The 26,695-nt window shown below is 63.3% G+C and carries 28 protein-coding genes and 1 other RNA gene; 21 read left to right on the top strand and 8 right to left on the bottom strand.

Annotated elements, in window-relative coordinates; genetic code table 11:
• Positions 1-73 precede the first annotated feature (73 nt).
• The 3 genes from CDV46_RS16180 to CDV46_RS16170 are packed head-to-tail and all read left to right on the top strand — an operon-like array spanning position 74 to position 2,216.
• A complete protein-coding gene (locus CDV46_RS16180; RefSeq protein WP_058377430.1) occupies positions 74-814 on the top strand; it encodes an amino acid ABC transporter permease in 741 nt (246 codons plus the stop codon).
• Positions 814-1,494, top strand: a complete 681-nt coding sequence (gltK, locus tag CDV46_RS16175; protein ID WP_058377431.1) for a glutamate/aspartate ABC transporter permease GltK — start codon at positions 814-816, stop codon at positions 1,492-1,494. The genes CDV46_RS16180 and gltK overlap by 1 nt, the downstream gene beginning before the upstream one ends.
• Entirely contained in the window at positions 1,491-2,216 is a 726-nt protein-coding gene (locus CDV46_RS16170; RefSeq protein ID WP_058377432.1) for an amino acid ABC transporter ATP-binding protein, read from the top strand. Before gltK ends, CDV46_RS16170 begins: the two co-directional genes overlap by 4 nt.
• Before the next feature lie 139 nt (positions 2,217-2,355).
• Here CDV46_RS16170 and CDV46_RS16165 read toward each other — a convergent pair whose 3' ends face one another.
• Positions 2,356-3,186 carry a class II glutamine amidotransferase gene (locus CDV46_RS16165; protein WP_058377433.1) on the bottom strand — a complete coding sequence of 277 codons (831 nt, stop codon included), beginning with the start codon at positions 3,184-3,186 and terminating at the stop codon, positions 2,356-2,358.
• A gap of 174 nt (positions 3,187-3,360) precedes the next feature.
• On the opposite strand from CDV46_RS16165, the gene pyrC reads away from it, so the two are divergent.
• The 3 genes from pyrC (at position 3,361) to rnpB (ending at position 5,730) form a co-directional block, all read left to right on the top strand.
• Positions 3,361-4,398, top strand: a complete 1,038-nt coding sequence (pyrC, locus tag CDV46_RS16160) for a dihydroorotase (protein ID WP_058377434.1) — start codon at positions 3,361-3,363, stop codon at positions 4,396-4,398.
• Between the two features lie 15 nt (positions 4,399-4,413).
• The gene (locus tag CDV46_RS16155) at positions 4,414-5,268 is read left to right on the top strand and encodes a DUF3025 domain-containing protein (RefSeq protein ID WP_087723621.1); all 855 of its coding nucleotides are present in this window, start codon (positions 4,414-4,416) and stop codon (positions 5,266-5,268) included.
• Between the two features lie 53 nt (positions 5,269-5,321).
• Positions 5,322-5,730, top strand: an RNA gene (gene rnpB, locus CDV46_RS16150) — RNase P RNA component class A.
• A 104-nt stretch (positions 5,731-5,834) separates the two neighbouring features.
• Here the strand turns inward: rnpB and CDV46_RS16145 are convergent.
• The gene (locus tag CDV46_RS16145) at positions 5,835-6,257 is read right to left on the bottom strand and encodes an OsmC family protein (protein WP_087689323.1); all 423 of its coding nucleotides are present in this window, start codon (positions 6,255-6,257) and stop codon (positions 5,835-5,837) included.
• 666 nt (positions 6,258-6,923) lie between these two features.
• On the opposite strand from CDV46_RS16145, the gene rplM reads away from it, so the two are divergent.
• From rplM to erpA, 4 genes are all read left to right on the top strand, one after another.
• Positions 6,924-7,352: a 50S ribosomal protein L13 gene (gene rplM, locus CDV46_RS16140; RefSeq protein ID WP_010805091.1), complete on the top strand. Its 429-nt coding sequence runs from the start codon at positions 6,924-6,926 to the stop codon at positions 7,350-7,352.
• A 9-nt stretch (positions 7,353-7,361) separates the two neighbouring features.
• Positions 7,362-7,757: a 30S ribosomal protein S9 gene (rpsI, locus tag CDV46_RS16135; protein WP_058377436.1), complete on the top strand. Its 396-nt coding sequence runs from the start codon at positions 7,362-7,364 to the stop codon at positions 7,755-7,757.
• Between the two features lie 171 nt (positions 7,758-7,928).
• On the top strand, positions 7,929-8,972 hold the full coding sequence (argC, locus tag CDV46_RS16130) for an N-acetyl-gamma-glutamyl-phosphate reductase (RefSeq protein WP_058377437.1): 1,044 nt from the start codon (positions 7,929-7,931) through the stop codon (positions 8,970-8,972).
• 97 nt (positions 8,973-9,069) lie between these two features.
• A complete protein-coding gene (erpA, locus tag CDV46_RS16125; RefSeq protein WP_058377438.1) occupies positions 9,070-9,435 on the top strand; it encodes an iron-sulfur cluster insertion protein ErpA in 366 nt (121 codons plus the stop codon).
• 112 nt (positions 9,436-9,547) lie between these two features.
• On the opposite strand, the gene CDV46_RS16120 is transcribed toward erpA, so the two are convergent.
• Both CDV46_RS16120 and CDV46_RS16115 read right to left on the bottom strand, forming a co-directional pair.
• A complete protein-coding gene (locus CDV46_RS16120; RefSeq protein ID WP_087723619.1) occupies positions 9,548-10,705 on the bottom strand; it encodes an anhydro-N-acetylmuramic acid kinase in 1,158 nt (385 codons plus the stop codon).
• 113 nt (positions 10,706-10,818) lie between these two features.
• Entirely contained in the window at positions 10,819-12,096 is a 1,278-nt protein-coding gene (locus CDV46_RS16115) for a M23 family metallopeptidase (RefSeq protein ID WP_322788727.1), read from the bottom strand.
• A gap of 269 nt (positions 12,097-12,365) precedes the next feature.
• On the opposite strand from CDV46_RS16115, the gene tyrS reads away from it, so the two are divergent.
• The 4 genes from tyrS (at position 12,366) to CDV46_RS16095 (ending at position 15,642) form a co-directional block, all read left to right on the top strand.
• A complete protein-coding gene (gene tyrS, locus CDV46_RS16110) occupies positions 12,366-13,610 on the top strand; it encodes a tyrosine--tRNA ligase (protein WP_087689318.1) in 1,245 nt (414 codons plus the stop codon).
• 30 nt (positions 13,611-13,640) lie between these two features.
• Entirely contained in the window at positions 13,641-14,108 is a 468-nt protein-coding gene (gene dtd / locus CDV46_RS16105) for a D-aminoacyl-tRNA deacylase (protein WP_087689316.1), read from the top strand.
• Between the two features lie 81 nt (positions 14,109-14,189).
• Positions 14,190-14,816: a YbhB/YbcL family Raf kinase inhibitor-like protein gene (locus CDV46_RS16100; RefSeq protein ID WP_087723617.1), complete on the top strand. Its 627-nt coding sequence runs from the start codon at positions 14,190-14,192 to the stop codon at positions 14,814-14,816.
• 115 nt (positions 14,817-14,931) lie between these two features.
• Positions 14,932-15,642, top strand: a complete 711-nt coding sequence (locus CDV46_RS16095; protein ID WP_087723615.1) for a histidine phosphatase family protein — start codon at positions 14,932-14,934, stop codon at positions 15,640-15,642.
• Between the two features lie 22 nt (positions 15,643-15,664).
• On the opposite strand, the gene CDV46_RS16090 is transcribed toward CDV46_RS16095, so the two are convergent.
• From CDV46_RS16090 to ruvC, 3 genes are read right to left on the bottom strand one after another with little or no spacing between them, the layout of a single operon-like run.
• Positions 15,665-16,651: an oxygenase MpaB family protein gene (locus CDV46_RS16090; protein ID WP_087689310.1), complete on the bottom strand. Its 987-nt coding sequence runs from the start codon at positions 16,649-16,651 to the stop codon at positions 15,665-15,667.
• Between the two features lie 31 nt (positions 16,652-16,682).
• Complete coding sequence (gene ruvB / locus CDV46_RS16085) at positions 16,683-17,768, bottom strand: Holliday junction branch migration DNA helicase RuvB (RefSeq protein ID WP_087689308.1); 1,086 nt, start codon at positions 17,766-17,768, stop codon at positions 16,683-16,685.
• Positions 17,769-17,794: 26 nt separating this feature from the next.
• Complete coding sequence (ruvC, locus tag CDV46_RS16080) at positions 17,795-18,337, bottom strand: crossover junction endodeoxyribonuclease RuvC (RefSeq protein ID WP_058377446.1); 543 nt, start codon at positions 18,335-18,337, stop codon at positions 17,795-17,797.
• 272 nt (positions 18,338-18,609) lie between these two features.
• Between ruvC and CDV46_RS16075 the strand changes: the two genes are divergently transcribed.
• The 3 genes from CDV46_RS16075 (at position 18,610) to CDV46_RS16065 (ending at position 20,751) form a co-directional block, all read left to right on the top strand.
• Positions 18,610-19,026, top strand: coding sequence for a CopD family protein (locus tag CDV46_RS16075; protein WP_058377447.1), 417 nt, complete (start codon positions 18,610-18,612; stop codon positions 19,024-19,026).
• Positions 19,027-19,108: 82 nt separating this feature from the next.
• Positions 19,109-19,729 (top strand): 2-hydroxychromene-2-carboxylate isomerase, encoded by a 621-nt coding sequence (locus tag CDV46_RS16070; RefSeq protein WP_087723613.1) that lies wholly within the window; start codon positions 19,109-19,111, stop codon positions 19,727-19,729.
• Between the two features lie 41 nt (positions 19,730-19,770).
• The gene (locus CDV46_RS16065; protein WP_087723611.1) at positions 19,771-20,751 is read left to right on the top strand and encodes a 2-hydroxyacid dehydrogenase; all 981 of its coding nucleotides are present in this window, start codon (positions 19,771-19,773) and stop codon (positions 20,749-20,751) included.
• A 9-nt stretch (positions 20,752-20,760) separates the two neighbouring features.
• On the opposite strand, the gene CDV46_RS16060 is transcribed toward CDV46_RS16065, so the two are convergent.
• Entirely contained in the window at positions 20,761-21,606 is an 846-nt protein-coding gene (locus CDV46_RS16060; RefSeq protein ID WP_058377450.1) for an SIS domain-containing protein, read from the bottom strand.
• A 424-nt stretch (positions 21,607-22,030) separates the two neighbouring features.
• Here CDV46_RS16060 and edd point away from each other — a divergent pair, with 424 nt between their 5' ends.
• The 4 genes from edd to CDV46_RS16040 all read left to right on the top strand — a co-directional run bounded on the left by edd (position 22,031) and on the right by CDV46_RS16040 (position 26,692).
• Positions 22,031-23,866, top strand: a complete 1,836-nt coding sequence (edd, locus tag CDV46_RS16055) for a phosphogluconate dehydratase (protein ID WP_087723609.1) — start codon at positions 22,031-22,033, stop codon at positions 23,864-23,866.
• Between the two features lie 55 nt (positions 23,867-23,921).
• The gene (gene eda / locus CDV46_RS16050) at positions 23,922-24,548 is read left to right on the top strand and encodes a bifunctional 4-hydroxy-2-oxoglutarate aldolase/2-dehydro-3-deoxy-phosphogluconate aldolase (protein ID WP_058377452.1); all 627 of its coding nucleotides are present in this window, start codon (positions 23,922-23,924) and stop codon (positions 24,546-24,548) included.
• Between the two features lie 175 nt (positions 24,549-24,723).
• The gene (locus CDV46_RS16045) at positions 24,724-26,079 is read left to right on the top strand and encodes a GntP family permease (RefSeq protein ID WP_058377453.1); all 1,356 of its coding nucleotides are present in this window, start codon (positions 24,724-24,726) and stop codon (positions 26,077-26,079) included.
• 70 nt (positions 26,080-26,149) lie between these two features.
• Positions 26,150-26,692 (top strand): gluconokinase, encoded by a 543-nt coding sequence (locus tag CDV46_RS16040; RefSeq protein WP_087689274.1) that lies wholly within the window; start codon positions 26,150-26,152, stop codon positions 26,690-26,692.
• Positions 26,693-26,695: the final 3 nt, after the last annotated feature.

The following is a 26,695-nucleotide window of genomic DNA, read 5'->3' as shown; positions in this document are numbered from 1 at the left end:
GTAAGTAATGCCGAAGCGGAAGGAGTCATCCTTCCGCTTCTTTTTAAGCAAGACAAGTAGAAAAGGGGAGATCATGGCTCTCGGTCTCGATTTCAGTTTTTTCTTCCAGCCGGTAGCGACCGGTGAGAACAGCACCTATTTCGGGTGGCTGCTCTCGGGCTTCAAGCTCACGCTTGAAGTCGGCCTCGGCGGCTGGATCATCGCGTTGATCGTCGGCTCCGTGCTCGGCGTGATGCGCACCGTTCCCAATAAGTGGATCTCGGGCTTCGCGGCGGGGTACGTCGAGCTGTTCCGAAACATCCCGTTGCTGGTGCAGTTGTTCTTCTGGTACTACGTGGCGCCCGACTTCCTCCCGGAAGCGATCCGCCAGTGGCTGTTCTCGCTCAATCCGGCGAACGTCTCGCTGCTCACCGGCGTGATTGGCCTGGGTCTCTTTACGGCCGCCCGCGTGTGTGAACAGGTGCGTTCCGGTATCAATTCGCTGCCCAAGGGTCAGAAGAATGCCGGTCTGGCCATGGGGCTCACGCTGCCGCAGACGTACCGCTTCGTGCTGCTGCCGGTGGCTTTCCGCGTGGTGATCCCGCCGATTACCTCGGAATTCGTCAACATCTTCAAGAACTCGGCCGTGATCTCGACAGTGAACCTGCTCGAACTGACCGGCCAGGGCAAGCAACTGATCGACTACACGGCGCATAGCTACGAGTCGTTCATCGCCGTGACGGTTGCCTACATGATCATCAACATCGTCGTGCTCACGTTCATGCGTTGGCTCGAAACGAAGACCCGCCTGCCGGGCTACATCGGGGGCAAATAATGGGTGAGATCTTCGCTTGGGGCGGCGTGGTAGACGCGTGGCCCCTGTTGGTCAAGGGCATGGTCACCACGTTGCAGATCACGGCGCTCGCCGTGATCGTGGGCATCGTGTGGGGCACATTGCTCGCGATGATGCGTCTGTCGGGCGTGGCGGCGTTGAAGTGGTTCGCGGATCTTTACGTGAACGTGTTCCGCTCGATCCCGCTGCTGATGGTGCTGCTGTGGTTCTTCCTGATCGTGCCGCAGGTGCTGCGCTCGTTGCTCGACGTGCCGCCCACGTGGGACATCCGGATGGTCTCGGCGCTCGTCGCCTTCTCGCTGTTTGAAGCAGCGTATTATTCGGAAATCATTCGCGCCGGTATTCAGAGCGTGTCGCGCGGCCAGTTGTCGGCAGCGTTTGCGCTCGGTATGTCGTACTGGCAGGCAATGGGTCTCGTGGTGCTGCCGCAGGCCTTCCGCAATATGGTGCCGTTGCTGCTCACGCAGGGCATCATCTTGTTCCAGGATACGTCGCTCGTGTATGCGATCGCCCTGTCCGACTTCTTCGGAATGTCGTACCAGGTGGGTCAGCGCGATGGCACATTGCCCGCAATGATTGTGTTTGCCGGGGCGGTCTACTTTGTGATCTGCTTCACGGTTTCGATGTTGGTTAAACGTCTTCAAAAGAGGTTGGCGAAATGATTTCCCTCAAAAACGTCTCCAAGTGGTACGGCCAGTTCCAGGTGCTCACGGACTGTTCCACTGAAGTCAAGAAGGGTGAAGTCGTGGTGGTGTGCGGCCCGTCGGGTTCGGGCAAGTCCACGCTCATCAAGACCGTCAACGGTCTCGAGCCGATCCAGCAAGGCGAGATCATCGTCGACGGCACCTCGGTCGCAGACCCCAAGACGAACCTGGCCAAGCTCCGCTCGCGCGTGGGCATGGTGTTCCAGCACTTCGAACTGTTCCCGCATCTGTCGATTACCGAAAACCTGACGCTCGCACAGATCAAGGTGCTCGGCCGCCGCAAGGACGAAGCCAACGACAAGGGTCTGAAGCTGCTTGAGCGCGTGGGCCTGAAGGCGCATGCACACAAGTTCCCGGGCCAGTTGTCGGGCGGTCAACAGCAGCGTGTCGCGATTGCCCGTGCCCTGTGCATGGACCCGATCGCCATGTTGTTCGACGAGCCGACGTCGGCACTCGATCCGGAAATGATCAATGAAGTGCTCGACGTGATGGTCGAATTGGCGCACGAAGGCATGACCATGATGGTGGTTACGCACGAAATGGGCTTCGCCAAGAAGGTCGCCAATCGCGTGATCTTCATGGATCAGGGCCTGATCGTCGAAGACGACAAGAAGGAAGAGTTCTTCGACAACCCGAAGTCGGATCGCGCCAAGGACTTCCTGGCCAAGATCCTGCACTGAACTCGGGGCACGGCACGGCGCGTCAGCCTGCAAGGCGACGCGCTGCTGTACGGTTCGAAGTACTCGCAGCAACGAAAAAGCGTGCCCTCGGGCACGCTTTTTTTATGGCCGCTCGGTGCGCACGAGACGCACCGGAGGCTTACTGGCAGGCGGTGTTCTGCGCGTTGCGCAGGCGCACGGCTTCCGGAATCGGGACGACGGCGCGCTGCGTCGGGGCGCCGTTTTCGAACAGAATCAACTCGCCCGGTTCGAAGGTCGTCCAGACTTCGTTGTCAGTCAGCGGTACCGTCGCGATGACGGCCACGCGGTCGGCCGGCGTGGTGAACTTGGCGAAGTCGATTTCCCAGTCGGCATCGATCAGGTGCGCCTTGGCGAACGGCCACTGACGGGCGATGAAGTGCAGTTTGGTCGAGCAATGGGCAATCAGGGCCTGTCCGTTCGAGAGCACGAAGTTGAACACGCCGTGGCGGGTGATCGTGCGTGTGATGTCTTCGACGGCGTGGAACAGCTCGTCGAGCGGCGGTTGCGAACCGGGGAAGCGCTTGCGCAGGCCCTGCATGATGTCGCAGAAGGCGCGCTCGCTGTCGGTGGTGCCGACCGGCTGGTACACGCCGGAGAGGAACGGGTCGTAATCGTGCAGGTCGCCGTTGTGCGCGAAGATCCAGTGACGTCCCCACAGTTCGCGCTGGAACGGATGGCAGTTCTCCAGCTCAACGATACCTTGCGTCGCCTTGCGGATATGCGCGATGACGTTTTTCGACTTGATGGGGTATTTCTTCACCAGTTCGGCGATGGGCGAATTGGCAGCGGCCTGATGATCGATGAAGAGCCGGCAGGCTTTGTCTTCGAAGAAGGCGATACCCCAGCCGTCGGCATGATGGTCAGTGCCGCCCCCGCGCGCCGCAAAACCGGTAAATGAGAACGTGATGTCGGTCGGTTCTGCGCAATTCATTCCAAGCAGTTGGCACATGGGGCGGGCAAATCTCTGATTGGCAGCTCACGTCGTGTCAGTGCGCAGCTGCCGTTACAATATGGGGTTGCACAAGCATAGCACCGGCCCCTGTGCACGTACATTCCCGTCCTAAAAAGTTCGTCGCGCCGACGCCCCACCCGCCGGCACGGCCCAGCAGCCCCGGAACCGATCATGACCACCGAACTGACTATCACCCGTCCCGATGACTGGCACCTGCACGTGCGCGATGGCGCCGTGCTCAAGAGCGTGCTGCCCGACAGCGCCCGCCAGTTCGGCCGCGCGATCATCATGCCGAACCTCAAGCCGCCGGTCACCACCACCGAGCATGCCGCCGCCTACCGCGAGCGCATTCTGGCGGCACGCCCGGCCGGCAACACGTTCGAGCCGCTCATGACGTTGTATCTCACCGACAACACTCCCGGTGACGAGATCCGTCGCGCCAAGGCGTCGGGTTTCGTGCACGGCGTGAAGCTGTACCCGGCAGGCGCCACGACGAATTCGGACGCCGGCGTGACCGATCTGGCCAAGTGCCGCGGCGCGCTCGAAGCCATGCAGGAAGTCGGCATGCCGCTGCTCGTGCACGGCGAAGTGACGAGTTCGGATATCGATATCTTCGATCGCGAAAAGGTCTTCATCGACCGCGTGATGAAGCCGCTGCGCCGTGATTTCCCGGCACTCAAGGTAGTGTTCGAGCACATCACCACGAAGGATGCCGCCGAGTACGTCGCCGAGGCCGAAGGCCCCATCGGCGCCACGATCACTGCGCACCACCTGCTGTACAACCGCAATGCGATCTTCACCGGCGGCATCCGTCCGCATTACTACTGCCTGCCGGTGCTCAAGCGCGAAATCCACCGTGAAGCGCTGGTCAAGGCCGCCACGTCGGGCAGCGCACGCTTCTTCCTGGGCACGGATAGCGCCCCGCACGCCCGTGGCGCGAAGGAAATGGCTTGCGGCTGCGCCGGTTGCTACACCGCCCTGCACGCGGTGGAGTTGTACGCAGAAGCGTTCGACAACGCGGGCGCGCTCGACAAGCTCGAAGGATTTGCCAGCTTCCACGGCCCGGACTTCTACGAACTGCCGCGCAACGCCGACAAAATCACGCTGGTGCGCGAAGACTGGGAACTGCCGGCCGAGCTGCCGATGGGCGACGCGACCGTCGTGCCGCTGCGTGGTGGCGAAGTCATCGGCTGGAAGCTCAAGGGCTGAGGCAGGGCGTCGTAGATGCTGTCTGCGTTGCCCGTGACGACCCAACCGCACACGGCGGGGGCGTTGCCGGATATCGACTGGCCGCAACCATGGTTTGCCGCGGTGAGGGCGCACGGGCAGGGCGCGCTCGCCAGCGGCGACTGGCGAGTGGCGCTGTCTTCACTGGCGAGGGCGGCCGCTCAGGTCAGCGGGCACGGCAAACCGTTGTGCTTCGTCGCACAAGGGGATTTGCCGGAAGGGACGGCTTACGAAGCCTTCATCGCCGCGACCGGCGGCGTGCCGACCCGCCCCAATCTGCATGACTTCTTCAATGCGCTGATTTGGCTGGCCTACCCGCGCAGCAAGGCGGCGCTCAACGCCCGGCAAGCCACCGCCATTGCAGCCGATGGCGTGCAGGCCACCCGTGGGGCAACCCGCGACGCGGCGACCTTGTTCGACGAGAACGCCGTCATCTTTGCCTGTAGCGACCCGGCATTGGGCGCTGCGCTGCGCGGCTTCGACTGGCAGACCCTGTTCGTCACGCGCCGCGCGGATTGGGGACGTGCCTGCGAGGTGCAGCCCTTCGGGCACGCTTTGCTGGAGAAGCTGGTCGTGCCCTATAAGGCGATCACGGCGCATGCATGGATTGTCGATGTGCCGGTCGATTACTTCCGACTGACACCTGCCGAGCGCCTCGACTGGCTCGACGCCCGGCTGGCACCGGGGCTCGCCGATATTCCTTTCACGCCGCGCGATTTCGCACCATTGCCGATACTGGGCATCCCGGGGTGGTGGCCGGCGAACGGCGATCGAGACTATTACAACGACACGTCGGTGTTTCGCCCGGGGCGCCGGGCCGATTTGCCCGCAGGGCAGCCGCAGGCGCGGTAATCCGGGGCGGTCGGGCGTGGGGAAAGGCGCGCGCGTGATACACTTCGGCCCGCAGAGTCGGCCAGACAATCGCCGCCTTCTTCGGAAGGGGGAGGAAAGTCCGGACTCCATAGGGCAGGGTGATGGCTAACGGCCATCCGTCGTGAGACGCGGAACAGGGCAACAGAGAACAGACCGCCGATGGCCCCTGGCGAAAGCCAGGCGGATCAGGTAAGGGTGAAACGGTGCGGTAAGAGCGCACCGCGGCGTGCGGCAACGCACACGGCACGGTAACCTCCACCCGGAGCAATTCCAAATAGGCAGGTGAGCGGCATGCGCCTTGTGCGTGTGTCGGCAACGGGGCCCCCGGGAGCCTGCGGGTAGGAAGCTTGAGCGGCGTAGTGATGCGTCGCCTAGAGGAATGGTTGTCAGGCGCGGCGCGAGTCGCGTTCACAGAATCCGGCTTATCGGCCGTCTCTGCATCGATACAAAAGCGAAAGGCTCCCGTGAGGGAGCCTTTTGTCTTTCTGCGACGCGGCCTTCCAAGGCGTGGCAGGCGCGACGGTAATCGCTCGCGCCCTGCGGCCTCAGCCTTCGACGATTTCCACGCTGTGCGTGAGTTCGGCCGTCTTGGCGAGCATGATCGACGCCGAGCAGTACTTGTCGTGCGAGAGCGTCACGGCGCGCTCGACGGTGGCCGGGTTCAGGTTGCGCCCCGTCACGGTGAAGTGGAAGTGAATCTTCGTGAAGATCTTGGGGTCTTCGCTGGCGCGCTCGGCCTTGAGCGTGACGCTGCAATCCTTGACCTCTGCGCGGCTCTTCTTGAGGATCATCACCACGTCATACGCGGTGCACCCTCCGGTGCCGACCAGCAGCATCTCCATCGGACGCGGCGCCAGATTACGGCCACCGCCTTCCGGCGCTCCATCCATCGCGACGATATGCCCACTGCCTGTTTCCGCGATGAAGGCCATGCCATCCTGGCCCATCCAGCTAACCTTGCATTCCATAATCTCGATACCCCGAATTCTCGTTCAAGCAAAAATTGTAGCGGCTTCCGCAATAGTGCGTACGATGCCGTCCGACTCGCGTCCGGCAACCTCCGGGCGGTCTGAGTTGTTGCGTCGCAATATTGGCGCTTTTTTGATCGGGTTTTCAGGGGGAAAAACCCTAAATTTAGGCAAAAGGCTCTAGCGAGCAGGGCAGTCCGAACATGGATTTTTGTGTAAGTTGTTGAACTTAAAGCGCTATCTTGGTTTGTGTGCGAATTTTGAGAATTTCATAATGTGGTGTTGTATTTCGCACTATAAATTTTCTTGCAACGCACCATCGGCTTTGCTAGACTTCAGTCATTGGTTGTTGTGCTTCACAGCAATTCTGCAAGTGTCTCCTCCACCCTCCTCCTTTGGTGGATTTAACCCGGACCCAATGAGGTTCGGGTTTTTTTTTGTGCCCCCGAAAAGTGCTGCGAAAAGGCGGTTTACCTAAGCGCGTTTACCGGGCGGTCGTTTTTTCTGTATAATCAACGGCTTTTCCGGAAATGCCCACGGAAAAAGCATCAGGGAGAGCCTGCAAGCACAGGACTGCGCCATGTGACCCAAATCACAAGGACGCGGCCGGCAGACAAGCAGGAAGTTGGTGTCTATGGGGCAAGCAGTTTTTTAATTGGATCGATCATGAAGACGTTTTCCGCTAAGCCGGCAGAGGTGACGCGCGAATGGTTTGTGATTGACGCGACGGACAAAGTCCTCGGCCGTGTCGCCAGCGAAGTGGCACGCCGTCTGCGCGGCAAGCACAAACCGGAATTCACGCCGCACGTTGACACGGGTGATTACATCATCATCGTCAATGCTGCCAAGCTGAAAGTTACGGGCGCAAAGCAAACTGATAAGAAGTACTACCGTCACACGGGTTACCCGGGCGGTATCTACGAAACCACGTTTGGCAAGATGCAAGAGCGTTTCCCGGGCCGTGCGCTCGAGAAAGCCGTGAAGGGCATGCTGCCGAAGGGTCCGCTGGGCTACGCGATGATCAAGAAGCTGAAGGTTTACGCCGACGGTAACCATCCGCACGAAGCGCAGCAACCGAAGTCGCTCGAGATCTAAGGGCCAGCCATGTTCAAAAACGATTGGAATTACGGCACGGGCCGTCGCAAGAGCGCAGTGGCTCGTGTGTTCATCAAGGCTGGCAAGGGCGACATCGTCGTCAATGGCAAGCCGATCAAAGAGTACTTCGCTCGCGAAACGTCGCTGATGATCGTGCGTCAGCCGCTCGAACTGACCAACCACGCTGAAACGTTCGACATCAAAGTCAACGTGTCGGGCGGTGGTGAAACGGGTCAGGCCGGTGCGGTTCGTCACGGCATCACGCGTGCACTGATCGACTACGACGCGACCCTCAAGCCGTCGCTGTCGACCGCTGGTTTCGTTACCCGCGATGCTCGTGAAGTCGAACGTAAGAAGGTTGGTCTGCACAAGGCCCGCCGTCGCAAACAGTTCTCGAAGCGTTAATCGCACGAGTGCTTGTTGGCATCTGCCGACTCGGCAGATCCGGAGAAAAGGCCGCCTCGCGCGGCCTTTTTTCTTATGTTTTTGGTTTGTGATGTTTCGGGGTGCGGCGCCGTCTCACACGTGTCGTCGAAGCTTGATAGAATCCCGTTTCCAATTTCGTTGGGGTAGGACATGGTCAAGGTAGGTATCGTAGGCGGCACCGGCTATACCGGTGTGGAGCTGCTCCGTTTGCTGGCGCAGCACCCGGAAGCACAATTGACGGCGATTACCTCGCGCAAGGAAGCAGGTACGCTGGTCGCCGATATGTATCCGAACCTGCGTGGCCGCGTGGATCTGGCGTTTTGCACGCCCGATGACGCCCGTCTGACCGATTGCGACGTGGTCTTTTTTGCGACCCCGCACGGTGTGGCGATGGCGCAGGCGCGAGAGTTGCTCGCTGCCGGCGTGCGCGTGATCGACCTGGCCGCCGACTTCCGTCTCAAGGACACGGCCACGTTCGAGAAGTGGTACGGCATGCCGCATGCCTGCCCGGATATTCTCGAAGAAGCCGTTTATGGCCTGCCCGAAATCAACCGCGAGCAGATCAAGCAGGCCCGTGTGATCGGCCTGCCGGGCTGCTACCCGACGTCGGTGCAACTCGGCTACGCGCCGTTGTTCGCCGGTGGCCGCAAGCTGGTCGATGCGAAGCACCTGATCGCCGACGCCAAGTCGGGCGCCAGCGGTGCCGGCCGCAAGGGCGAGACCTCGCTGATCCTGGCCGAGACGCTGGACAACTTCAAGGCGTATGGCGTGAAGGGCCATCGCCACCATCCGGAAATCAAGCAGGGCCTCGAAGCGATTGCAGGCTACGATGTGGGCCTGACGTTCGTGCCGCACCTGCTGCCGACGATTCGCGGCATTCATTCGACGCTGTACGCGACGATCCTGCCCGAAGCGCGCGACACCGATTTCCAGCAATTATTTGAAACGTATTACGAGAACGAGCCGTTCGTCGACGTGCTGCCGGCGGGTTCGATGCCGGAAACGCGTTGGGTGCGTGCTTCGAACTACGTGCGCGTGGCGGTGCATCGCCCGGGCAACGAAGACACGCTGGTCATCCTCGTGGTCGAGGACAACCTGGTCAAGGGCGCGTCCGGTCAGGGCGTGCAATGTATGAACCTGATGTTCGGCCTGCCGGAGAACATGGGTCTGACCCATATTCCCGTACTGCCGTAACGGTATTTTTTGTCCCTAAGCTCTTGATTTTTCTGCCGTCGGCACGATTTCGGAATAGGGAATAGAATGGTACCCAACCGAATTATGGAGATTTGCGATGAACGCACCGCTTGAGGCCGCCGTCACGGAAATGCCCGCGTTTCTGGTCTTTACGGACAGCGCCGCGGACAAGGTCAAGCAACTGATCGACGAAGAAGGCAACCCGGAACTCAAACTGCGCGTTTTCGTGCAGGGTGGCGGTTGCTCCGGCTTTCAGTATGGTTTCACCTTCGACGAAGACGTGAACGAAGATGACACCGTGCTCGACAAGAACGGAGTCTCGCTGCTGATCGACTCGATGAGCTACCAGTATCTGGTGGGCGCCGAGATCGACTACAAGGAAGACATTAACGGCGCACAGTTCGTGATCAAGAACCCGAACGCCTCCACGACTTGTGGCTGCGGCTCGTCGTTCTCGGTCTGAGCGACACGACGGCAGTACCGGAAGTATCAAGAGAAAGGGCCCGCAAGGGCCCTTTTCTCGTTAGCGCGTTGTTTGCTTCATCTCAACAGCCGGTATCGCCGCCGTATCCCCGTCAGCGGGGGTAGATCGCCCCGAGAACGCGCGGGCCGGCAGCGCCAGTGACCGATGGCAGATTGCCCGGCAGGCGCGCCAGACACCGCTCAGCCAGCCACGCGAAGGCGAGCGCTTCGACCTGATTCGGCGGCACGCCGAGCGCATCCGTCGTCGTGACCGTCATTCCCGGCAGGCGGGCGGCAATCGCCTGCATCAGCGCCTGATTACGCGTGCCGCCACCGCAGGCGTAGAAGCCCTTGCAGTCCGGTGCATAGCGAAGCACGTCGTCGGCCACGCATTGGGCCGTGAGCGCGACCAGTGTCGCCTGAACATCGACCGGCGCAATGCCGGGGAAGGCCGCCAGATGGGCATCCAGCCATGCCGCGTGAAACAGGTCGCGCCCGGTGCTCTTGGGGGGAGTTTGTGTGAAATAGGGTTCGCTCAGCAGTGCGGCGAGCAGGGCATCGTCGACGCGTCCGCTGGCACCCCATGCACCGCCATCGTCATAGGTCTTGCCAAGATGCCGTGCGGCCCAACCGTCGAGCAGTGCATTGCCGGGGCCGCAATCGAAACCGGTCACCGGCTTGCCCAATGCCGCCGCGGGCAAAATCGTCACATTGCTGATGCCGCCGAGGTTGCACACGACGCGGGACTCACTCGCGTCCGAGAACTTCGCCTGATGGTAGGCGGGCACCAGCGGTGCCCCTTGGCCGCCGGCAGCGACGTCGCGGCTGCGAATGTCCGCAACCACGTCGATGCCGGTCAGTTCTGCAATCAAGGCGGGCGCATTCAATTGACGCGTGTAACCCACACCGTCAAATTCGCCGGGACGGTGGCGAATGGTCTGTCCATGCGCGCCCACCGCGGTGATCGCCGCCGCAGGTAACCCGGCGCTCGCGAGGAGTGCTTTCACGCAATCGGCGTAATGCCGTGCGAGCGCATTCGCGGCCAGTGCTTCCCTGTGTAATTCGTTCTCCGACGGCGCTTGCAGCACCATGAGCGTCTCGCGCAATTCCGCCGGAAAGGGGACGTACGCTTCGGCAAGCACGTGGCCTCCGGGAGACGCAACGAGTACACCGTCGACACCATCGAGGCTGGTGCCGGACATAAGACCGATGAAGTGGGAAGTTGCAGCAGCGGCGGCCGGATGGGCGCCTTGGGAAGCGGTGTCGGTCATGAGCGGAGCGCAGACGTTCGAGGGGAGCCGGGAAACTTCTCGCACCGGCGGGCGACGCGCGCGAATCCTACATTTCGCACGTCATCGCCCGCCGGTGCGGCCTCCAGCATACCTTAGTCGCGCTCGGCGACCTGCACGGTGCGCATCAGATCGATGCGCTTGAGAAGGTTGGCGGCATACATGTCGAAGAGCTTCAGGCGCGGGCCCGAGAGCGGTGCGACGGCGGCCACATCGGTGGCAAACGGATTGCGCGGCACGTTCTTGTAGCGCAGTTCGTAATGCAGATGCGGACCGGTTGCCCAGCCCGTCTGGCCGACAAAGCCGATGACCTGACCCTGCGTGACGCGCGCCCCCGGTTTCAAGCCCGAGCTAAAGCCCGACAGGTGGGCGTAGCGCGTCTGATAGTCGCCAGCGTGGTTGATCTCGATCAGGTTGCCGTAGCCGTTCTGCTTGCCGACGAATTTCACCACGCCGTCGCCCGCAGCAAACACGCGCGTGCCGACCGGGGCGGCAAGATCGACGCCTTCGTGCTTCTTCCACTGATGCTGGAATGGATGCTCACGGCCGCCGAATGCCGACGAAATCCGCGAGAACTCGACCGGCGTGCGCAGGAAAGCCTGCTTGAGGTTGCGTCCGTCGAAGCCGTAATACGCGCCGTCGGTGTTGCCTTGCGGGTCCGCGTACCAGATGGCCTGATGCGTCTTGCCCTGATTGATGAACTCGATGGCGAGAATGCGGCCGGTGCGCACGGTGCGGTCTTGCTGCTTGACCACTTCGTACACGAGCCGGAACCGGTCGCCCCGGCGCACGTCGCGCTGGAAGTTGATCACACCGGAGAAGATGTTGACCATCTGCGCGACCACGGCGTCGGGCACGCCCGCGTCGTCCATGGCCGTGAAGAAGTTGCCGGCGATGGCACCCGAGCGCATGGACCACTCGGTGTCGTTCGCGAGCTGTTCCATGCGGGCGCGCAGCTTGCCGGCGTCATTGCGCTCGATCACGAGCTGCTGGGCGTTGGCCGTGCCGGACGAGATCAGGGTGGAGAGCGTAACGAGCTTGCCGTCGTCGTCGGTTTCGGCCTGAACGACCTGACCGGCGGGCACGCCGATGAGACGCCGTGCGACGGCATTCTCACGGATGAAGCGCTCGGCAGCAGGGTCCTGGATCGACAGCCGTGAAAGCATGTCGCCAAGCGTCTCGCCGCGCCGCAGCGCCACTTGATGGATGAAGGTCTGGGATTGCGCGTCGAGCTGCTGGATTTGTCGGGCCAGATCGGGGAAGGTGAGCGGCAGCGTGATGCTGGCACCATTGCGTGCCGAGTCCGGCACCATGGGGGCCACGCCGAATGCGGTCACCATTCCCAACGTCAGGGCCGAACCGACCGTCGCCACGATTTGCACCTTTCTTCGACGGTGCTTCGGCTGCGTGGGATCAATCAGGGTCAGCAGTTCACGCGCAAAAAAATCACGGAGTTTTGGCCACATCACGTAAAATTCTGCGCAACTTACGAAAAAGCCCGGGCGGAGCGACACGCTTCGAATTGCCTTCCGGCAACCCGGCGGCGCCTTGGCCCGAGCCGAGAATTGAGCGGCGATTATAGCAGACGCGCCAACATCTCTTGCGTTGGGGGAAATCCTAACGCAGTCTGGACAATGAAGTTATGACAAGTGAACACACACTCACCCCGGAAAAGACGTACCCAGTGACTGACGCCACGCGGGCCGCTATGGCGATCGCCAAGCGCGGCTGCGACGAGCTGCTGGTGGAGGAGGAGTTCCTTCAGAAACTGGCGCGCAGCGAAGCCACGGGCAAGCCGTTGCGCATCAAGCTGGGTCTGGACCCGACGGCGCCGGATATCCACATCGGCCACACGGTGGTGCTCAACAAGATGCGCCAGTTGCAGGATCTGGGCCATACGGTCATTTTCCTGATCGGCGACTTCACCTCGCTGATCGGCGACCCGTCGGGCCGCAACAGCACGCGCCCGCCGCTCACGCGCGAGCAGATCGAGGCGAACGCCAAGACCTACTTCGAACAGGCCGCGCTGGTGCTCGATCGCAGCAAGACCGAGATTCGCTACAACAGCGAATGGTCGATGAAGCTCGGCGCCGACGGCATGATCAAGCTCGCGTCGCGCTACACGATGGCGCGCATGCTGGAGCGTGAAGACTTCACCAAGCGCTTTCAGGGCGGTGTGCCGATCGCGATTCACGAGTTTCTGTACCCGCTCATGCAGGGCTACGATTCGGTGGCGCTGGAGTCGGATCTGGAACTGGGCGGTACCGACCAGAAATTCAACCTGCTGGTGGGCCGTGAGCTGCAAAAGCAGTACGGTCAGGAGCCGCAGTGCATTCTGACGATGCCGCTGCTCGTCGGGCTCGATGGCGTCGAGAAGATGTCGAAGTCCAAGGGCAACTACATCGGCATCAGCGAAAAGCCGAGCGAGATGTTCGGCAAGCTGATGAGCATCTCCGACGACCTGATGTGGCGCTACTACGAGCTGCTGTCGTTCCGCACGCTCGAAGAGATTGCGCAACTGAAGCAGGACGTCGACGGCGGGCGCAACCCGCGCGACGTGAAGGTGCTGCTCGCGCAGGAAATCGTTGCCCGCTTCCACTCGCAGGCCGATGCCGAGCGCGCGCTCGAAGACTTCAACGCGCGCGCCAAGGGCGGCGTGCCGGACGATATTCCGGAAGTTTCCCTCGATGGCGCCCCGCTGGGCATCGCCCAACTGCTCAAGCAGGCGGGCCTCGTGCCGTCGACCTCGGAAGCCAACCGCAATATTGAACAGGGCGGTGTGCGTGTCGATGGCGAAGTGGTGTCCGACAAGGGCGCGAAGATCGACGCCGGCACGTACGTGGTGCAAGTCGGCAAGCGCCGCTTCGCCCGCGTCACGCTGGCGTAATCACCTCGGCACGACGCAAATTCACCTCTCATGATCGCGCTCATTCAACGCGTACTGGAAGCTGCGGTGACGGTCGATGGCCGCACCGTGGGCGCCATCGGGCCGGGCCTGCTGGCGCTGGTCTGCGCGGAGCGCGGCGACACCGAGGCGAGTGCGGACAAACTGCTCACGAAGCTGCTCGGCTATCGCGTCTTTTCCGACGATGCGGGCAAGATGAATCGCAGCGTGAGCAGCCTGGACGGCAACGGACTGGCGGGCGGGCTGCTGCTCGTCTCGCAGTTCACGCTGGCGGCCGATACCAACAGCGGCACGCGTCCGAGCTTTACGCCGGCAGCGAGCCCGGCCGACGGTCAGCGGCTGTTCGACCACTTCGTGACGCAGGCGCGTGCGCGTCATCCGCAGGTGGAGACGGGCGAATTCGGCGCGCATATGCGTGTCTCTCTCGTCAACGACGGCCCCGTCACGTTCTGGCTGCAAACGCGTCCCGAAGGCGTGTAATTCAGACTTGGCATCTCACGCGATACTCGACGGTGTGATACCGTCGTTGGGTTTTGAAATGACATCGCAAGGGAGAAGCTGATGAAAGTCTGGAGTGACTCGTTCGCCGACAATGCGGCGATAGATGCACAGTTTGCGTTCGGTAAGCCGGACGCGCAGTCGCACGTGGCGCTGTCGCAAAACAAGAATCCGCATCTGGCGTGGTCTGACGTGCCTGCGGGCACGCGTTCGTTTGTCGTGATCTGTACCGACAGCGACGTGCCGAGCCAGGGCGATGACGTCAACAAGGAAGGCCGCGAAGTGCCGGCCGATCTGTCGCGCGTCGACTTCTATCACTGGGTGCTGGTCGACGTACCGGCATCGGTCAACGAAGTCCCGGCCGCCAGCCATAGCAATCACGTCACGCCGCGCGGCAAGTTCGGCCCGGACGCGCTCGACGGCATGCGTCACGGCGTCAACGACTACACCGCGTGGTTCGCTGGCGACGAAAGCATGAAGGGCGACTACTACGGCTACGACGGCCCGTGCCCGCCGTGGAACGATACGATCGTTCACCACTATCACTTCACCGTGTATGCGCTCGACGTTGCACGCGTGCCGCTCGACGGCCGCTTTGGCGGTGACGACGTCGTCCATGCGATTCAGTCGCATGTGCTCGGCAAAGCAAGCGTGACCGGTACCTACACCCTCAACCCGAAGGCGGCATAACGGGTGAGTCACTCGTGAGGGCGGATGGGGCGAGGTTGCTCCGTCCGTTGCACCGGCAGATCCCCGCAGACCCTCGCAGACCTTCGCGCAATCGCGCACGAACGTAATTCTCAGAATGACTGGCAAGACAACGACGCTGACCCTGATTCGCCATGGCGAGACCGACTGGAACCGCGTGAAGCGCATTCAGGGGCATACCGACATTCCGCTCTCCGCCGAGGGCGAGCATCAGGCCGTGCGATTGGGTGCACGCGTGGCGCGTGAAGTTGCGGCGCAAGGTCACGTATTCGATCAGGTGCTGACGAGCGACTTGCAGCGCGCGGTGCAGACGGCCGAGCCGGTGGCAAAGGCCTGTGGGCTGCCGCTGGTGCGCACGGCTAACTTGCGCGAACGGCACTACGGTGCGTTCGAGACGCGCACGCCCGACGACATTCAGGCGCAATTTCCGCAGGACTATGTGCGATGGCAGACCCGCGATCCGGATTTCACCATCCCGGGCGGTGAGTCGACGCGCGGTTTCTACACACGCATTACCGATTTCGTCCGCCAATTGGTGCGCGACTACGAAGGGCAGCATCTGGCGCTGGTGGCACATGGCGGCGTGCTTGACTGCTGCTACCGGCTGGCCACAGGGTTGGATCTGTCCGCGCCGCGCTCGTACCCGCTACTCAATGCGAGCGTGAACCGCATCGCGTTCGATGGCGAGCATTGGCAGGTGTTGAGTTGGGGCGACGTCACACATCTGGATGATGCCGTGCGCGACGAGATCAACGATAAGCCGGCCGAGGGCAATTCGACCGATCGCGTGGATCCTCGCGTGGTTTGATGCGTTTGTGACGCGTTCGGCGTCACCGCTCCAGCGACGGCGCTTGCGAGACGGCGTCGGGTGTCGCCAGCGCTCGCTTGCGTGCCCGATGCGCGACGCTGTTGCGCATCGCCCATCGTGCCAGTTGTGCCGTGTGACGCACGGCCGGCCGCACCGTAAGGCGCCGGACGACGGCACCCTGTTCGAAGCCAAGCATCCCCTGCGCCCAATCGGGCAGCAAATCCACTCCCGCACGGAACAGCAATCCCCCGAAGACGCGCGCGCCCGCAAACGGTGACGGCAGGTTGCGCAGCACGTGTACCACTTCGTCGGTTCGCTCGCTCGTCGCTAACGAGGGCCGCATGGCGGCCAGATAGGCGTCGATCTCGGCAACGCTCGCCGGCACGTTGCGCGCACCCAGCGCAATCGCAATGCGCGCGACTTCCGCGTAATACCGGTCCTGCTCACTGCGCGGGAATGCGGGGTTCTTGTAGACGAGATAGCTGCGCAGAAAACTCGACGTCTCCGCCACGTGCACCCACGTCAGCAAATCGGGATCGTAAGCCGCATAGGGCCTGCCATCCGGCGCGGTGCCTTTCACCTGAAGATGAATGCGCCGCACCCGATCGAGCAGTGCCTCGGCATCGGCCGTATTGCCGAACGTCGTGCCGCCGATGAAGGTGGCTGTGCGGCGCAGGCGGCCGATGACATCCTGCCGGAAGGTCGAATGATCCCAGACGCCCGCCATCGCGAGCGGATGCAGCGACTGCATCAACAGCGCACTGATGCCGCCGATCATCATCGACGTGAAGTCACCATGGACATGCCAACAGGCGGCGTCCGGGCCGAACAGGCCGGGGTCGCCCGCAGGGGTGTCGTAATTCAGACGGGGTGCGCCGGGGCCGGAAGTGAGGCTTACGAGCCGCATGGCAATCGCGTGCCGCACCCGGCCCGACACGCCCACGACGGGGCCGGCGGGCTGTAGCGGTGTTTTCGGCGGCGGGGTGGGGAGATCGTCCTGTGCGCTCATACGCGGCTGACTACGACGACACGGCGCACCGTCAGTTGCCGCCCGTCGCGCCGGCTGGCGGCTCGGGTGACCACAGTGAGTCGCTCGTAGGCGCGCTGCCGGGGGCGGACAGGCCGAAGTGACGATAGGCCGCGAGCGTAGCCACGCGCCCGCGCGGCGTGCGCTGCAAGAAGCCTTGTTGGATCAGGTACGGCTCGATCACGTCTTCGATGGTGTCGCGCTCTTCGCCAATGGCGGCGGCGAGATTGTCGACGCCTACCGGGCCGCCGTCGAACTTGTGCAGCACGGCCTCGAGCAACTTGCGGTCCATCACGTCGAGGCCGCTGGCATCGACGTCGAGCATCGACAGCGCGGCGTCGGCCACTTCTGCCGTGATGCGTCCGTCGGCGCGCACTTCGGCGTAATCGCGCACCCGGCGCAGCAGCCGGTTGGCGATACGCGGCGTGCCGCGCGCGCGGCGGGCGATTTCAAACGCGCCGTCGTCCACGATGACCGCGCCCAGCAGGCCGGCCGAGCGTCGCACGATGCCGGCGAGTTCGTCTGCCGAATAAAACTCCAGCCGCGCGACGATACCGAAGCGATCACGTAGCGGGTTGGTCAACATGCCGGCGCGCGTGGTGGCGCCGACCAGCGTGAACGGTTGCAGGTCGAGCTTGACGCTGCGCGCCGCCGGCCCTTCACCGATCATGATGTCGATCTGATAGTCCTCGAGCGCGGGGTACAGAATTTCTTCGACGACCGGCGAGAGCCGGTGAATTTCGTCGATGAACAGCACGTCGTTGGCTTCGAGATTGGTCAGCAGGGCGGCGAGGTCGCCGGGACGCTCGAGCACGGGGCCCGAGGTCTGACGAAGATGCACGCCCATCTCGCGCGCGATGATGTGCGCGAGCGTCGTCTTGCCCAGACCCGGCGGGCCGAAGAGCAAGACGTGGTCGAGCGGCTCGGCACGCTTGCGGGCTGCCTCGATGAAGATTTCCAACTGGCCGCGCACCTTGCGCTGGCCGACGTATTCGTCGAGCAGCTTGGGGCGCAGCGCGCGCTCGAAGGCTTCTTCGTTGGGCGAGGCCGGTGTCGGCGCAATGATGCGCTCGGCGGCGAGTTTGTCGGTTTCGATCATGGCAGCATTGTAGCGCTTTGGCGGTGTCAGCCGACCAGCCGTCCGCGCCGCACGCGCAGGGCTTTGCCGGCCAGCGCGGGCGAGACGTCGGCCAGCGCCGTGAAGGTTTCGCCGCAGTGCGCGTGGCAGATGGCGACACCTAGCGCGTCGGACGCATCGGTGCCCGGCTTGCCCGTGAGCGCCAGCAGGCGCATCACCATGTCTTGCACTTGCTCCTTGCGTGCGCGTCCGGTGCCGACCACGGCTTGCTTGAGCTGCGAGGGGGTGTATTCGAAGACTTCGAGCCCGCCGACCGACAGCGCCGTGATGGCCGCGCCGCGCGCCTGCCCGAGCAGCAGCGTCGATTGCGGGTTCACATTGACGAAGACTTTTTCAACGGCGGCTTGATCGGGCTGGTAGGTGGCGACCAGTTCTGCCACGCTCTCGAAGATGATGCGCAGACGGGCGGACAGCGTGCCTTCGCCGCTGCGAATGACGCCGCTCGTCACATACTGCAAGCGGTTGCCGTGCTTTTCGAGCACGCCGAAGCCGGTGACACGCAGGCCGGGGTCGATACCAAGAATTCTCATGCAGGGGCCGGTGGCCGGCGCGCAGGGCGCCGAAGGGGTAAAAGCGTCGTAAGCCGATATGGCCCGTATTCTGGCACAGCCGGGTGGGGGCGTCGCGTGCCGGAGATGTTTCATAGGGCAAGACGCCGCGATGCCCGTTATGCCCTCGCGTCGATTTGCCGCATCCCCGCACCCCGTTGGGACGAGACGGCGCCCTTCGCGAGCGAGCGGATTGTTGTACATTGCTTGCTGTTCAAAATATTCGATGGCCCGCCCGTGGTCGCCTGTCCCCGATGCTCTGGATCAAAGCGTTTCACATCGTTTTCATCGCCTCATGGTTCGCGGGCTTGTTCTATCTGCCGCGCATCTTCGTCAATCTCGCGATGGAGACCGACGCCGCCGCCACGCAGCGCCTGCTGCTCATGGCCCGCAAGCTCTACCGCTTCATGACGATTCTGGCCGTGCCCGCGCTCGCGTTCGGTCTGGTGCTGTGGCTTTACTACGGCATCGGCCGCCAGAGCGGCTGGCTGCACGCCAAGCTGTTGATCGTGGTGCTGCTGCTCGGCTATCACCATGCGTGCGGCCGTCTGCTGCGCAAGTTCGAAACCGGCCGCAACACCCACTCGCACCGCTGGTATCGCTATTTCAACGAATTCCCTGTGCTCGGGCTGCTCGCCGCCGTGATTCTCGCGGTCGTTAAGCCGTTCTGACACTGCACGGACACGTACTGCACACGCACTTCATACGTACCGCAATATCACCGATATCCAAGAGAACCGAGAGGAGCCTGCCGTGAGCCTGACCTGCGATTACTACCTCGCCCCGCCGTCGCCCTATGTGTATATGGGCCACGCGCGATTCATCGAACTGGCACGCGAGTACGACGTGCAGGTCCAGCTCAAGCCCGTCGATCTTGGCCGGGTGTTTGCGGTCTCGGGCGGCCTGCCGCTTGCGAAGCGCACGCCGCAGCGTCAGGCGTATCGTCTGGTTGAACTCGCGCGCTGGTCGAAGTACCTCGACTTGCCGCTCAACCCGCAGCCGAAGTTCTTCCCGGTGGCGGGCGATCCGGCTGCACGCCTGATCATCGCCACGCAACTCGCACACGGCACGGCGAAGGCGCTCGAACTCGCAGGCGCCATCTCGGCGGCGCTCTGGACGCAGGAGCGCAACATCGCCGACGAAGCCACGCTGCTGGCGATTGCCAACGACCTGTCGCTCGACGGCAAGTCGTTGCTCACTGCGTCGCAAGGCGCGAGCGTGCAGGCGGCGTATGACGCGAACACCGAAGATGCGATGTCGGCCGGTGTGTACGGCGTGCCTTGGTTCGTGTTCGAAGGCGAGCCGTACTGGGGGCAGGACCGCCTCGATTTTCTCGAGCGCGCGTTTGCCGTTGCGCGTGCGAAGCAAAGCTGATGACTGTGGCACCAATCGAGCATCAACAGGGAGTCAAGAGGATGAGTCGTCCGGAAGTCGTGTTGTACAAGAGCGTGCCGGCGGACGTGCGTGCGCGTCTCGCCGAGCATTTCGAACTGAGTGAATTCGACGGTGTGAACGACGCCAATCGCGCAGCGTTCACGGCGGCGCTCGGCCGTGCCGATGGCGCGATCGGCGTGGGTACCAACGTCACGCCTGCGCTGCTCGACGCGGCCCCGAAGTTGAAAGCGTGGGCCACGATCTCGGTCGGCTATGACCAGTTCGACGTGCCCGACCTCACGCGTCGCGGCATCGTGTTGATGAACACGCCCGACGTGCTGACCGAAACCACGGCCGACACGGTTTTCTCGCTGATTCTCGCGAGCGCGCGGCGCGTGGTGGAGCTGGCTGAGTTGGTGAAAGCGGGCGGCTGGAAGGGCAGTCTGGGCGAGGCGTATTTCGGCACCGACGTGCAGGGCAAGACGCTGGGTATCGTGGGCATGGGGCGTATCGGCGGTGCCGTGGCGCGCCGGGCGGCGCTCGGTTTCGGCATGAAGGTGTTGTACAGCAACCGTTCGCGCAACGAAGCGGCAGAGACGGCCTACGGTGCGCAGTACCGCACCTTGCCGGAGCTTCTCGCACAAGCCGATTTCGTCGTCACGCTGGTGCCGCTGTCGCCGGCGACCGAGCGCATCATCGGTGCGAAGGAATTCGCGCAGATGAAACCCGGTGCGATTTTCATCAACGCGGCACGCGGCAAGGTGATTGACGAAGCGGCGTTGATCGAGGCGCTGGCATCCGGCCATCTGCGTGGCGCAGGGCTCGATGTTTTCGAGCGCGAACCGGTGTCGGTCGACTCGCCGTTGCTGAAGATGAAGAACGTCGTCGCGTTGCCGCACATCGGCTCTGCCACGCACGAAACGCGTCACGCCATGGCGTCGTGTGCGGCCGACAATCTGATTGCGGCGCTCACCGGAAAGTCACTGCAAAACGCGGTGAATCCGGACGCAAAGCGGGGATAACTCCCCCGGTTATCGACCGTCGCTCGCCGTGCGGCGGCGGTTGATGACTTCCTTCGCGCGGGCGAGTTGGGCGGGCAGACGATCGCCCAGACGCAGCGCCATCCCGACGGCGAGCACATCGCCAATGGCCAGATGCGCAATGCGAGAGGTCAGCGGCGAGTACACATCGGTGTCTTCGTCGACATCGGCGAAGAGCGCCACACTGGCCAGTCGCGCCAATGGCGAATTGCTGTGGGTGATGGCAATCACGCTCGCCCCGGCCGCGCGCGCCAACTGGGCCGCTTCCAGCAAATCCTGCGTGCGCCCGGTGTTGGAAATCGCAATCACTACATCACCTTCGTGCAACAAGGCGGCCGACATCCCATAGACGTGCGGATCGCTATAGGCCACGGCCGGCACGCCCAGTCGGAAGAACTTGTGCTGCATGTCCTGTGCGGCAATTCCCGAGGCCCCCGCGCCATAGAACTCGATGCGCTTGGCATTGGCGAGCAGGTCGATGGCGAGCCCGATGCTGTCGGGCGAGAGGTTGTTGCGCACTTGCATTAGGCTGCCGATGGTGCGGTCGAGCACCTTGCTGGCAATGCCCGGCACTGGCTCGTCGGGGCGCACGTCGCGATGCACGAACGGCACACCCTGAGCAATGCCTTGCGCCAGCCGGATCTTGAATTCGCGATACCCGCTGCATCCGACCGCCTGACAAAAACGGGCAATGGTCGGCTGGCTGACGTTGGCCCGCTCGGCCAGTTCGTTCATCGACAGATCGACGACTTCACGCGGGGCGTCCAGCACATAGGTGGCGAGCTTGCGCTCTGAAGGGCGCAATTGAGTCAGTGTGGCTTCGATTCGGTTCAGCATGGCAGGCAGCAACCCACATAAGCAATCAGGTTTCACGAGTCTCGCGCTGTCTACTGTGCGCATCGGACGGGTGAAACCCTTCTGCGACAACCCCATTGGGCCGGGCGCTGGCGCGTGTTCACGCGCGTGGAATGCCCGGCTTGTCAGGCGCTCACTATAGCACCCGCGCCGCAAGGTGCCGTGGCCCGTCCGTCATGGCTCAACGACGGATGGGAATGATTGGAATGTACAAAAACTACAAAATTATGGCATTTCACATTATGGTGATTGTTTTCTCAATACGGCAATAATCGCCGTAACTCATGGAAAACACTCAGTAAAACCCCGTATGCCGATGGCTTTTGATTGATGGGATGTAGAATTTCTACTAAACTCCGCTCCCAATCGTGCCCAGCCGGGCACATCAAATTCAAGCCGAGCCGGCATGACGTCTGAGCAAACGAAGCCCCTGCACCCGACCCTGATGGCGGTCACCGCGCGCATTGCCACGCGCAGCCGCGATTCGCGCGCGGCCTATCTGGCACGCATCGCGGCCAGCCGTGGCAGTTTCCCGCAGCGCGGGGCACTCTCGTGCGCCAACCTCGCCCACGGTTTTGCGGCCATGCCGGCCAACGACAAGCTGATGCTGCGCGAGCAACGTCGCCCGAACGTCGGCATCGTGACGGCCTACAACGACATGCTCTCGGCGCACCAGCCGTATGAGCAATATCCGGCGCGTCTGCGCGAAGCCGCCCGCAAGCTGGGCGCCACGGCACAGGTGGCCGGTGGCGTGCCCGCGATGTGTGATGGCGTGACGCAGGGCAACGCGGGAATGGAGCTGTCGCTGTTCTCGCGCGAAATCATCGCAATGAGCACGGCCGTGGCGCTCTCGCACAACATGTTCGACGCGGCACTCATGCTCGGCGTGTGCGACAAGATCGTGCCCGGTCTCGTGATCGGTGCGCTCCAGTTCGGCCATCTGCCCACGATCTTCGTGCCGGCGGGACCGATGGCGAGCGGCCTGTCGAACGACGAGAAAGCCCGCATCCGCCAGTTGTACGCCACCGGCAAGGTCGGCCGCGACGCGCTGCTCGAAGCCGAGTCGCAGGCGTACCACGGCGCGGGTACCTGCACCTTCTACGGCACGGCCAATAGCAATCAGTTGCTGATGGAAGTCATGGGCCTGCACCTGCCGGGTGCCGCCTTCGTGCATCCGCACATGCCGCTGCGCGACGCGTTGACCGACGCCGCGCTCGCACGCGTGCTGGCCATCGGTGCCGATACCGCCGAGTACACGCCCATCGGCCATGTGGTCGACGAGCGCGCGGTGGTCAACGGCATCGTCGGTCTGCTCGCAACGGGCGGCTCGACCAATCACACCCTGCATCTGGTCGCGATGGCCCGTGCAGCCGGCGTCGTGATCGACTGGGACGACTTCGATGCGCTCTCGGCCGTGGTGCCGTTGCTGGCCCGTGTGTACCCGAACGGCAAGGCCGACGTGAACCACTTCCACGCCGCCGGCGGCATGAGCTTTCTGATCGGCGAACTCCTCGACGCGGGGCTTCTGCACGACGACGTGCAGACCGTGGCGGGCCCGGGCCTGTCGCGCTACCGCCAGGAGCCGTGGCTTTCGGCCGAAGGGCTGGCATGGCGCGACGGTAGCGCCTACAGTGGTGATCGTGACGTATTGCGCGGCCATGCCGAGCCGTTCGCCCCCGATGGCGGACTGCGCCTCATGCACGGCAATCTGGGCCGCGGCGTCATCAAGGTGTCGGCGGTCAAGCCGGAACATCGGCGTGTGAGCGCAGCGGCACGCGTATTTACGTCGCAGGAAGCGGTCAAGGACGCGTTCGACGCCGGTGAGCTGCATCGCGACGTGGTGGTGGTGTTGCGTGGTCAGGGACCGCGCGCCAACGGCATGCCCGAGCTGCATCGCCTCACGCCGTTGCTCGGTGCTTTGCAGGACGAAGGGTTTGCCGTGGCGCTGGTGACCGATGGCCGCATGTCGGGCGCCTCGGGCAAGGTGCCGGCGGTGATTCACGTGTCGCCGGAAGCCGCCGGTGGCGGCCCGCTCGCCCGCGTGTGCGACGGCGATCTGATCGTGCTCGATGCCGCGGCCGGCATGTTGCATGCCGAAGTGAGCCCGGAGGTGTGGGCGGCGCGCGAGCTTGCGCCGGTGCCCGCCTCGGGCGACGACACCGGCCGCCTGCTGTTCGGCCATATGCGCGCCGCCGTAGGCGCGGCGGAAGCGGGCGCTTCCGTGTTCTTCGGATCTGAATAAGTGGGAAGACCCCGGTGGCGCGCAGGCCGCGCCGCCGACTTCAAGGAAAAACGCAATGGACATCAATGACATCGTTCGTGCCGGCCCCGTGGTCCCGGTGCTCCAGTTCGACACCGTAGAGCAGGGCGAGCATGTCTCGCGTGCACTGCTCGCGGGCGGCGTACGAGTGCTCGAAATCACACTGCGCACGCCGGCGGCGATGGACGTCATCAAGCACGTGGCCAGCCTGTCGGACGAGCTGATCGTCGGCGTGGGCACGCTCACGCGCCCTGAAGAAATGGCGCAGGCCGTGGCCGCCGGTGCGCGCTTCGGCGTCTCGCCGGGCTACACACCCGCGCTCGGTGCAGCAGCCAAGGCGGCCGGCCTGCCCTTGCTGCCGGGCGTGGTCACCCCCTCGGACATTCTCGCGGCACTGGCCGACGGCTACGACACGGTGAAGTTCTTCCCGGCAGAACCGTCGGGCGGCGTGCCGATGCTCAAGGCGTTGTACGGCCCGTTCCGCCACGTGCGTTTCTGCCCGACGGGCGGTATCAGCGCCGAGTCGGCCCCGTCGTACCTCGCGCAGCCGAACGTGGTGTGCGTGGGCGGTTCGTGGCTCACCCCCAAGGCACTCGTCGACGCCAAGGACTGGGACGGCATTACGCGTCTGGCCCGTGCGGCGACGGCACTGCCCCGAGGCTGAATTAAGCGGGCTGACGGAAGCGGGCAGAAGGACGCAGGTTGAAGGAAGCAGGTTGCAGGAAGCAGGGCTGAAAGACGCAGGACTGATTCAGGCATCGACCGAATAAAACAGGATTCCAACAATGGGGCGTGAGCCCTGCGGGCAGCCGCCCAACTAGCCAATCGAGGAGACCCCCATGGCTGCGGTGCAAGGTAACTTGCTGCTGGTGTACGCGCTTGTCGCGGTAATTGCGCTGATCGTACTGATCGCGAAATTCAAACTGAACCCGTTCATCACCCTGATCGTCGTGTCGCTCGTGCTGGGCCTCGCGGTGGGGATGCCCATGGGCGGCATCGTCAAGGCGTTCGAGACCGGCGTGGGCAACACGCTTGGCCACATTGCGCTGGTGGTGGGCCTGGGGACGATGCTCGGCAAGATGATGGCGGAGTCCGGCGGGGCCGAGCGCATTGCGCGCACGCTCATCGGCTTCTTCGGCGAGAAGAACGTGCATTGGGCGATGGTCGTGATCGCGTTCATCGTCGGTCTGCCGGTGTTCTTCGAAGTCGGCTTCGTGCTGCTGATCCCGATCGCGTTCAACGTCGCCAAGCGCACCGGTACCTCGATGGTGCTGGTGGGTATCCCGATGGTGGCCGGCCTGTCGGTCGTGCACGGTCTGATTCCGCCGCACCCGGCCGCACTGCTCGCCGTGACCGCCTACAACGCGGACATCGGCCACACCATCATGTACGCGCTGATCGTCGGTATCCCGACGGCTGCCATTGCCGGCCCGCTGTTCGCCAAGCTGATGGCGCGCCACGTGGTGCCGAACCCGGATAACCCGCTGCTGTCGCAGTTCGTCGACGAAGATCGTCCGATGAGCCAACTGCCGGGCTTCGGAATCACCCTCTTCACGATTCTGCTGCCGGTCATTCTGATGCTGATCGGGAGCTGGGCCGACCTGTTCTTCGCACCGAAGACGTTCGCCAATGATTTCCTGCGCCTGATCGGCAACTCGGTGATGGCGCTGCTGATTGCCACGCTGGTGAGCTTCTTCACGTTCGGCAAGCAGCGCGGCTTCAACCGCGACCAGATTCTGAAGTTCACCAACGAGTGTCTGGCACCGATCGCCACGATTACCCTGGTGGTGGGCGCAGGCGGCGGCTTCGGGCGTATTCTGATGGACGGCGGCGTGTCGAAGGCGATTGTCGACGTGGCTACGCATGCCAGCCTCTCGCCGCTGTTGCTCGGCTGGCTGGTGGCGGCGCTGATTCGCGTGGCAACGGGGTCGGCCACGGTCGCCATGACCACGGCTTGCGGTATCGTCGCCCCGATCGCGGCGGCGGCCGGTGCCACGGTCAAGCCCGAGTTGATGGTGCTGGCCACGGGCGCAGGCTCGCTGATCCTGTCGCACGTGAACGATGGCGGCTTCTGGCTGGTCAAGGAATACTTCAACATGACCGTGCCGCAGACGTTCAAGACCTGGACGGTTTGCGAGACGATCATTTCGGTGGTGGCACTGCTGCTCACGCTGGGTCTGGCCAGCGTGGTGTGAGGTAAGCATGCAGGGCACGCAACATCGGCAACACGCTGACGCGAGTCGGCAGGTCACAAGGAGACGAGCCATGATCGTCGTGGTAATGGGCGTATCGGGCAGCGGCAAGAGTACGGTCGGGCAGATGCTGGCCGACCGGCTGGGCTGCGGGTTTTCCGACGCGGATTCGTTTCACAGCGCCGCGAACATCAACAAGATGCGTCGCGGCGAGGCGCTCAACGACAGCGACCGCGCACCGTGGCTCGCCGCGATTCGCGAAGCGATCGTCGCGCGCCGTGTGGCGGGGCGTCACCATGTGTTTGCGTGCTCGGCGTTGCGTTCGCGGTATCGCGACGTGCTGGGCGAGCATGACGGCGACGTCGTGTTCGTCTATCTGAAAGGCGCACCCGAGGTGATCGGCGAGCGTCTGGCGTCGCGCGGCGGGCATTTCTTCGATCCGGCACTGCTGCAAAGCCAGTTCGATACGCTCGAAGAGCCGCGCGACGCGCTCGTGATCGACATCCGCGAATCGCCCGAAGCCATCGTCGAGACGTTGCTGCACAAACTCGCCGCCTGCCCGGGTGGCATCCCCCTCACGCCAAACACGCCGGGCAAGCCGGCACGCGTACAATAGCGC

The sequence above is a fragment of the Pandoraea sp. PE-S2T-3 genome (assembly GCF_002179965.1).
GTDB lineage: Bacteria > Pseudomonadota > Gammaproteobacteria > Burkholderiales > Burkholderiaceae > Pandoraea.
This window is presented reverse-complemented; position numbering and strand designations above follow the sequence as displayed.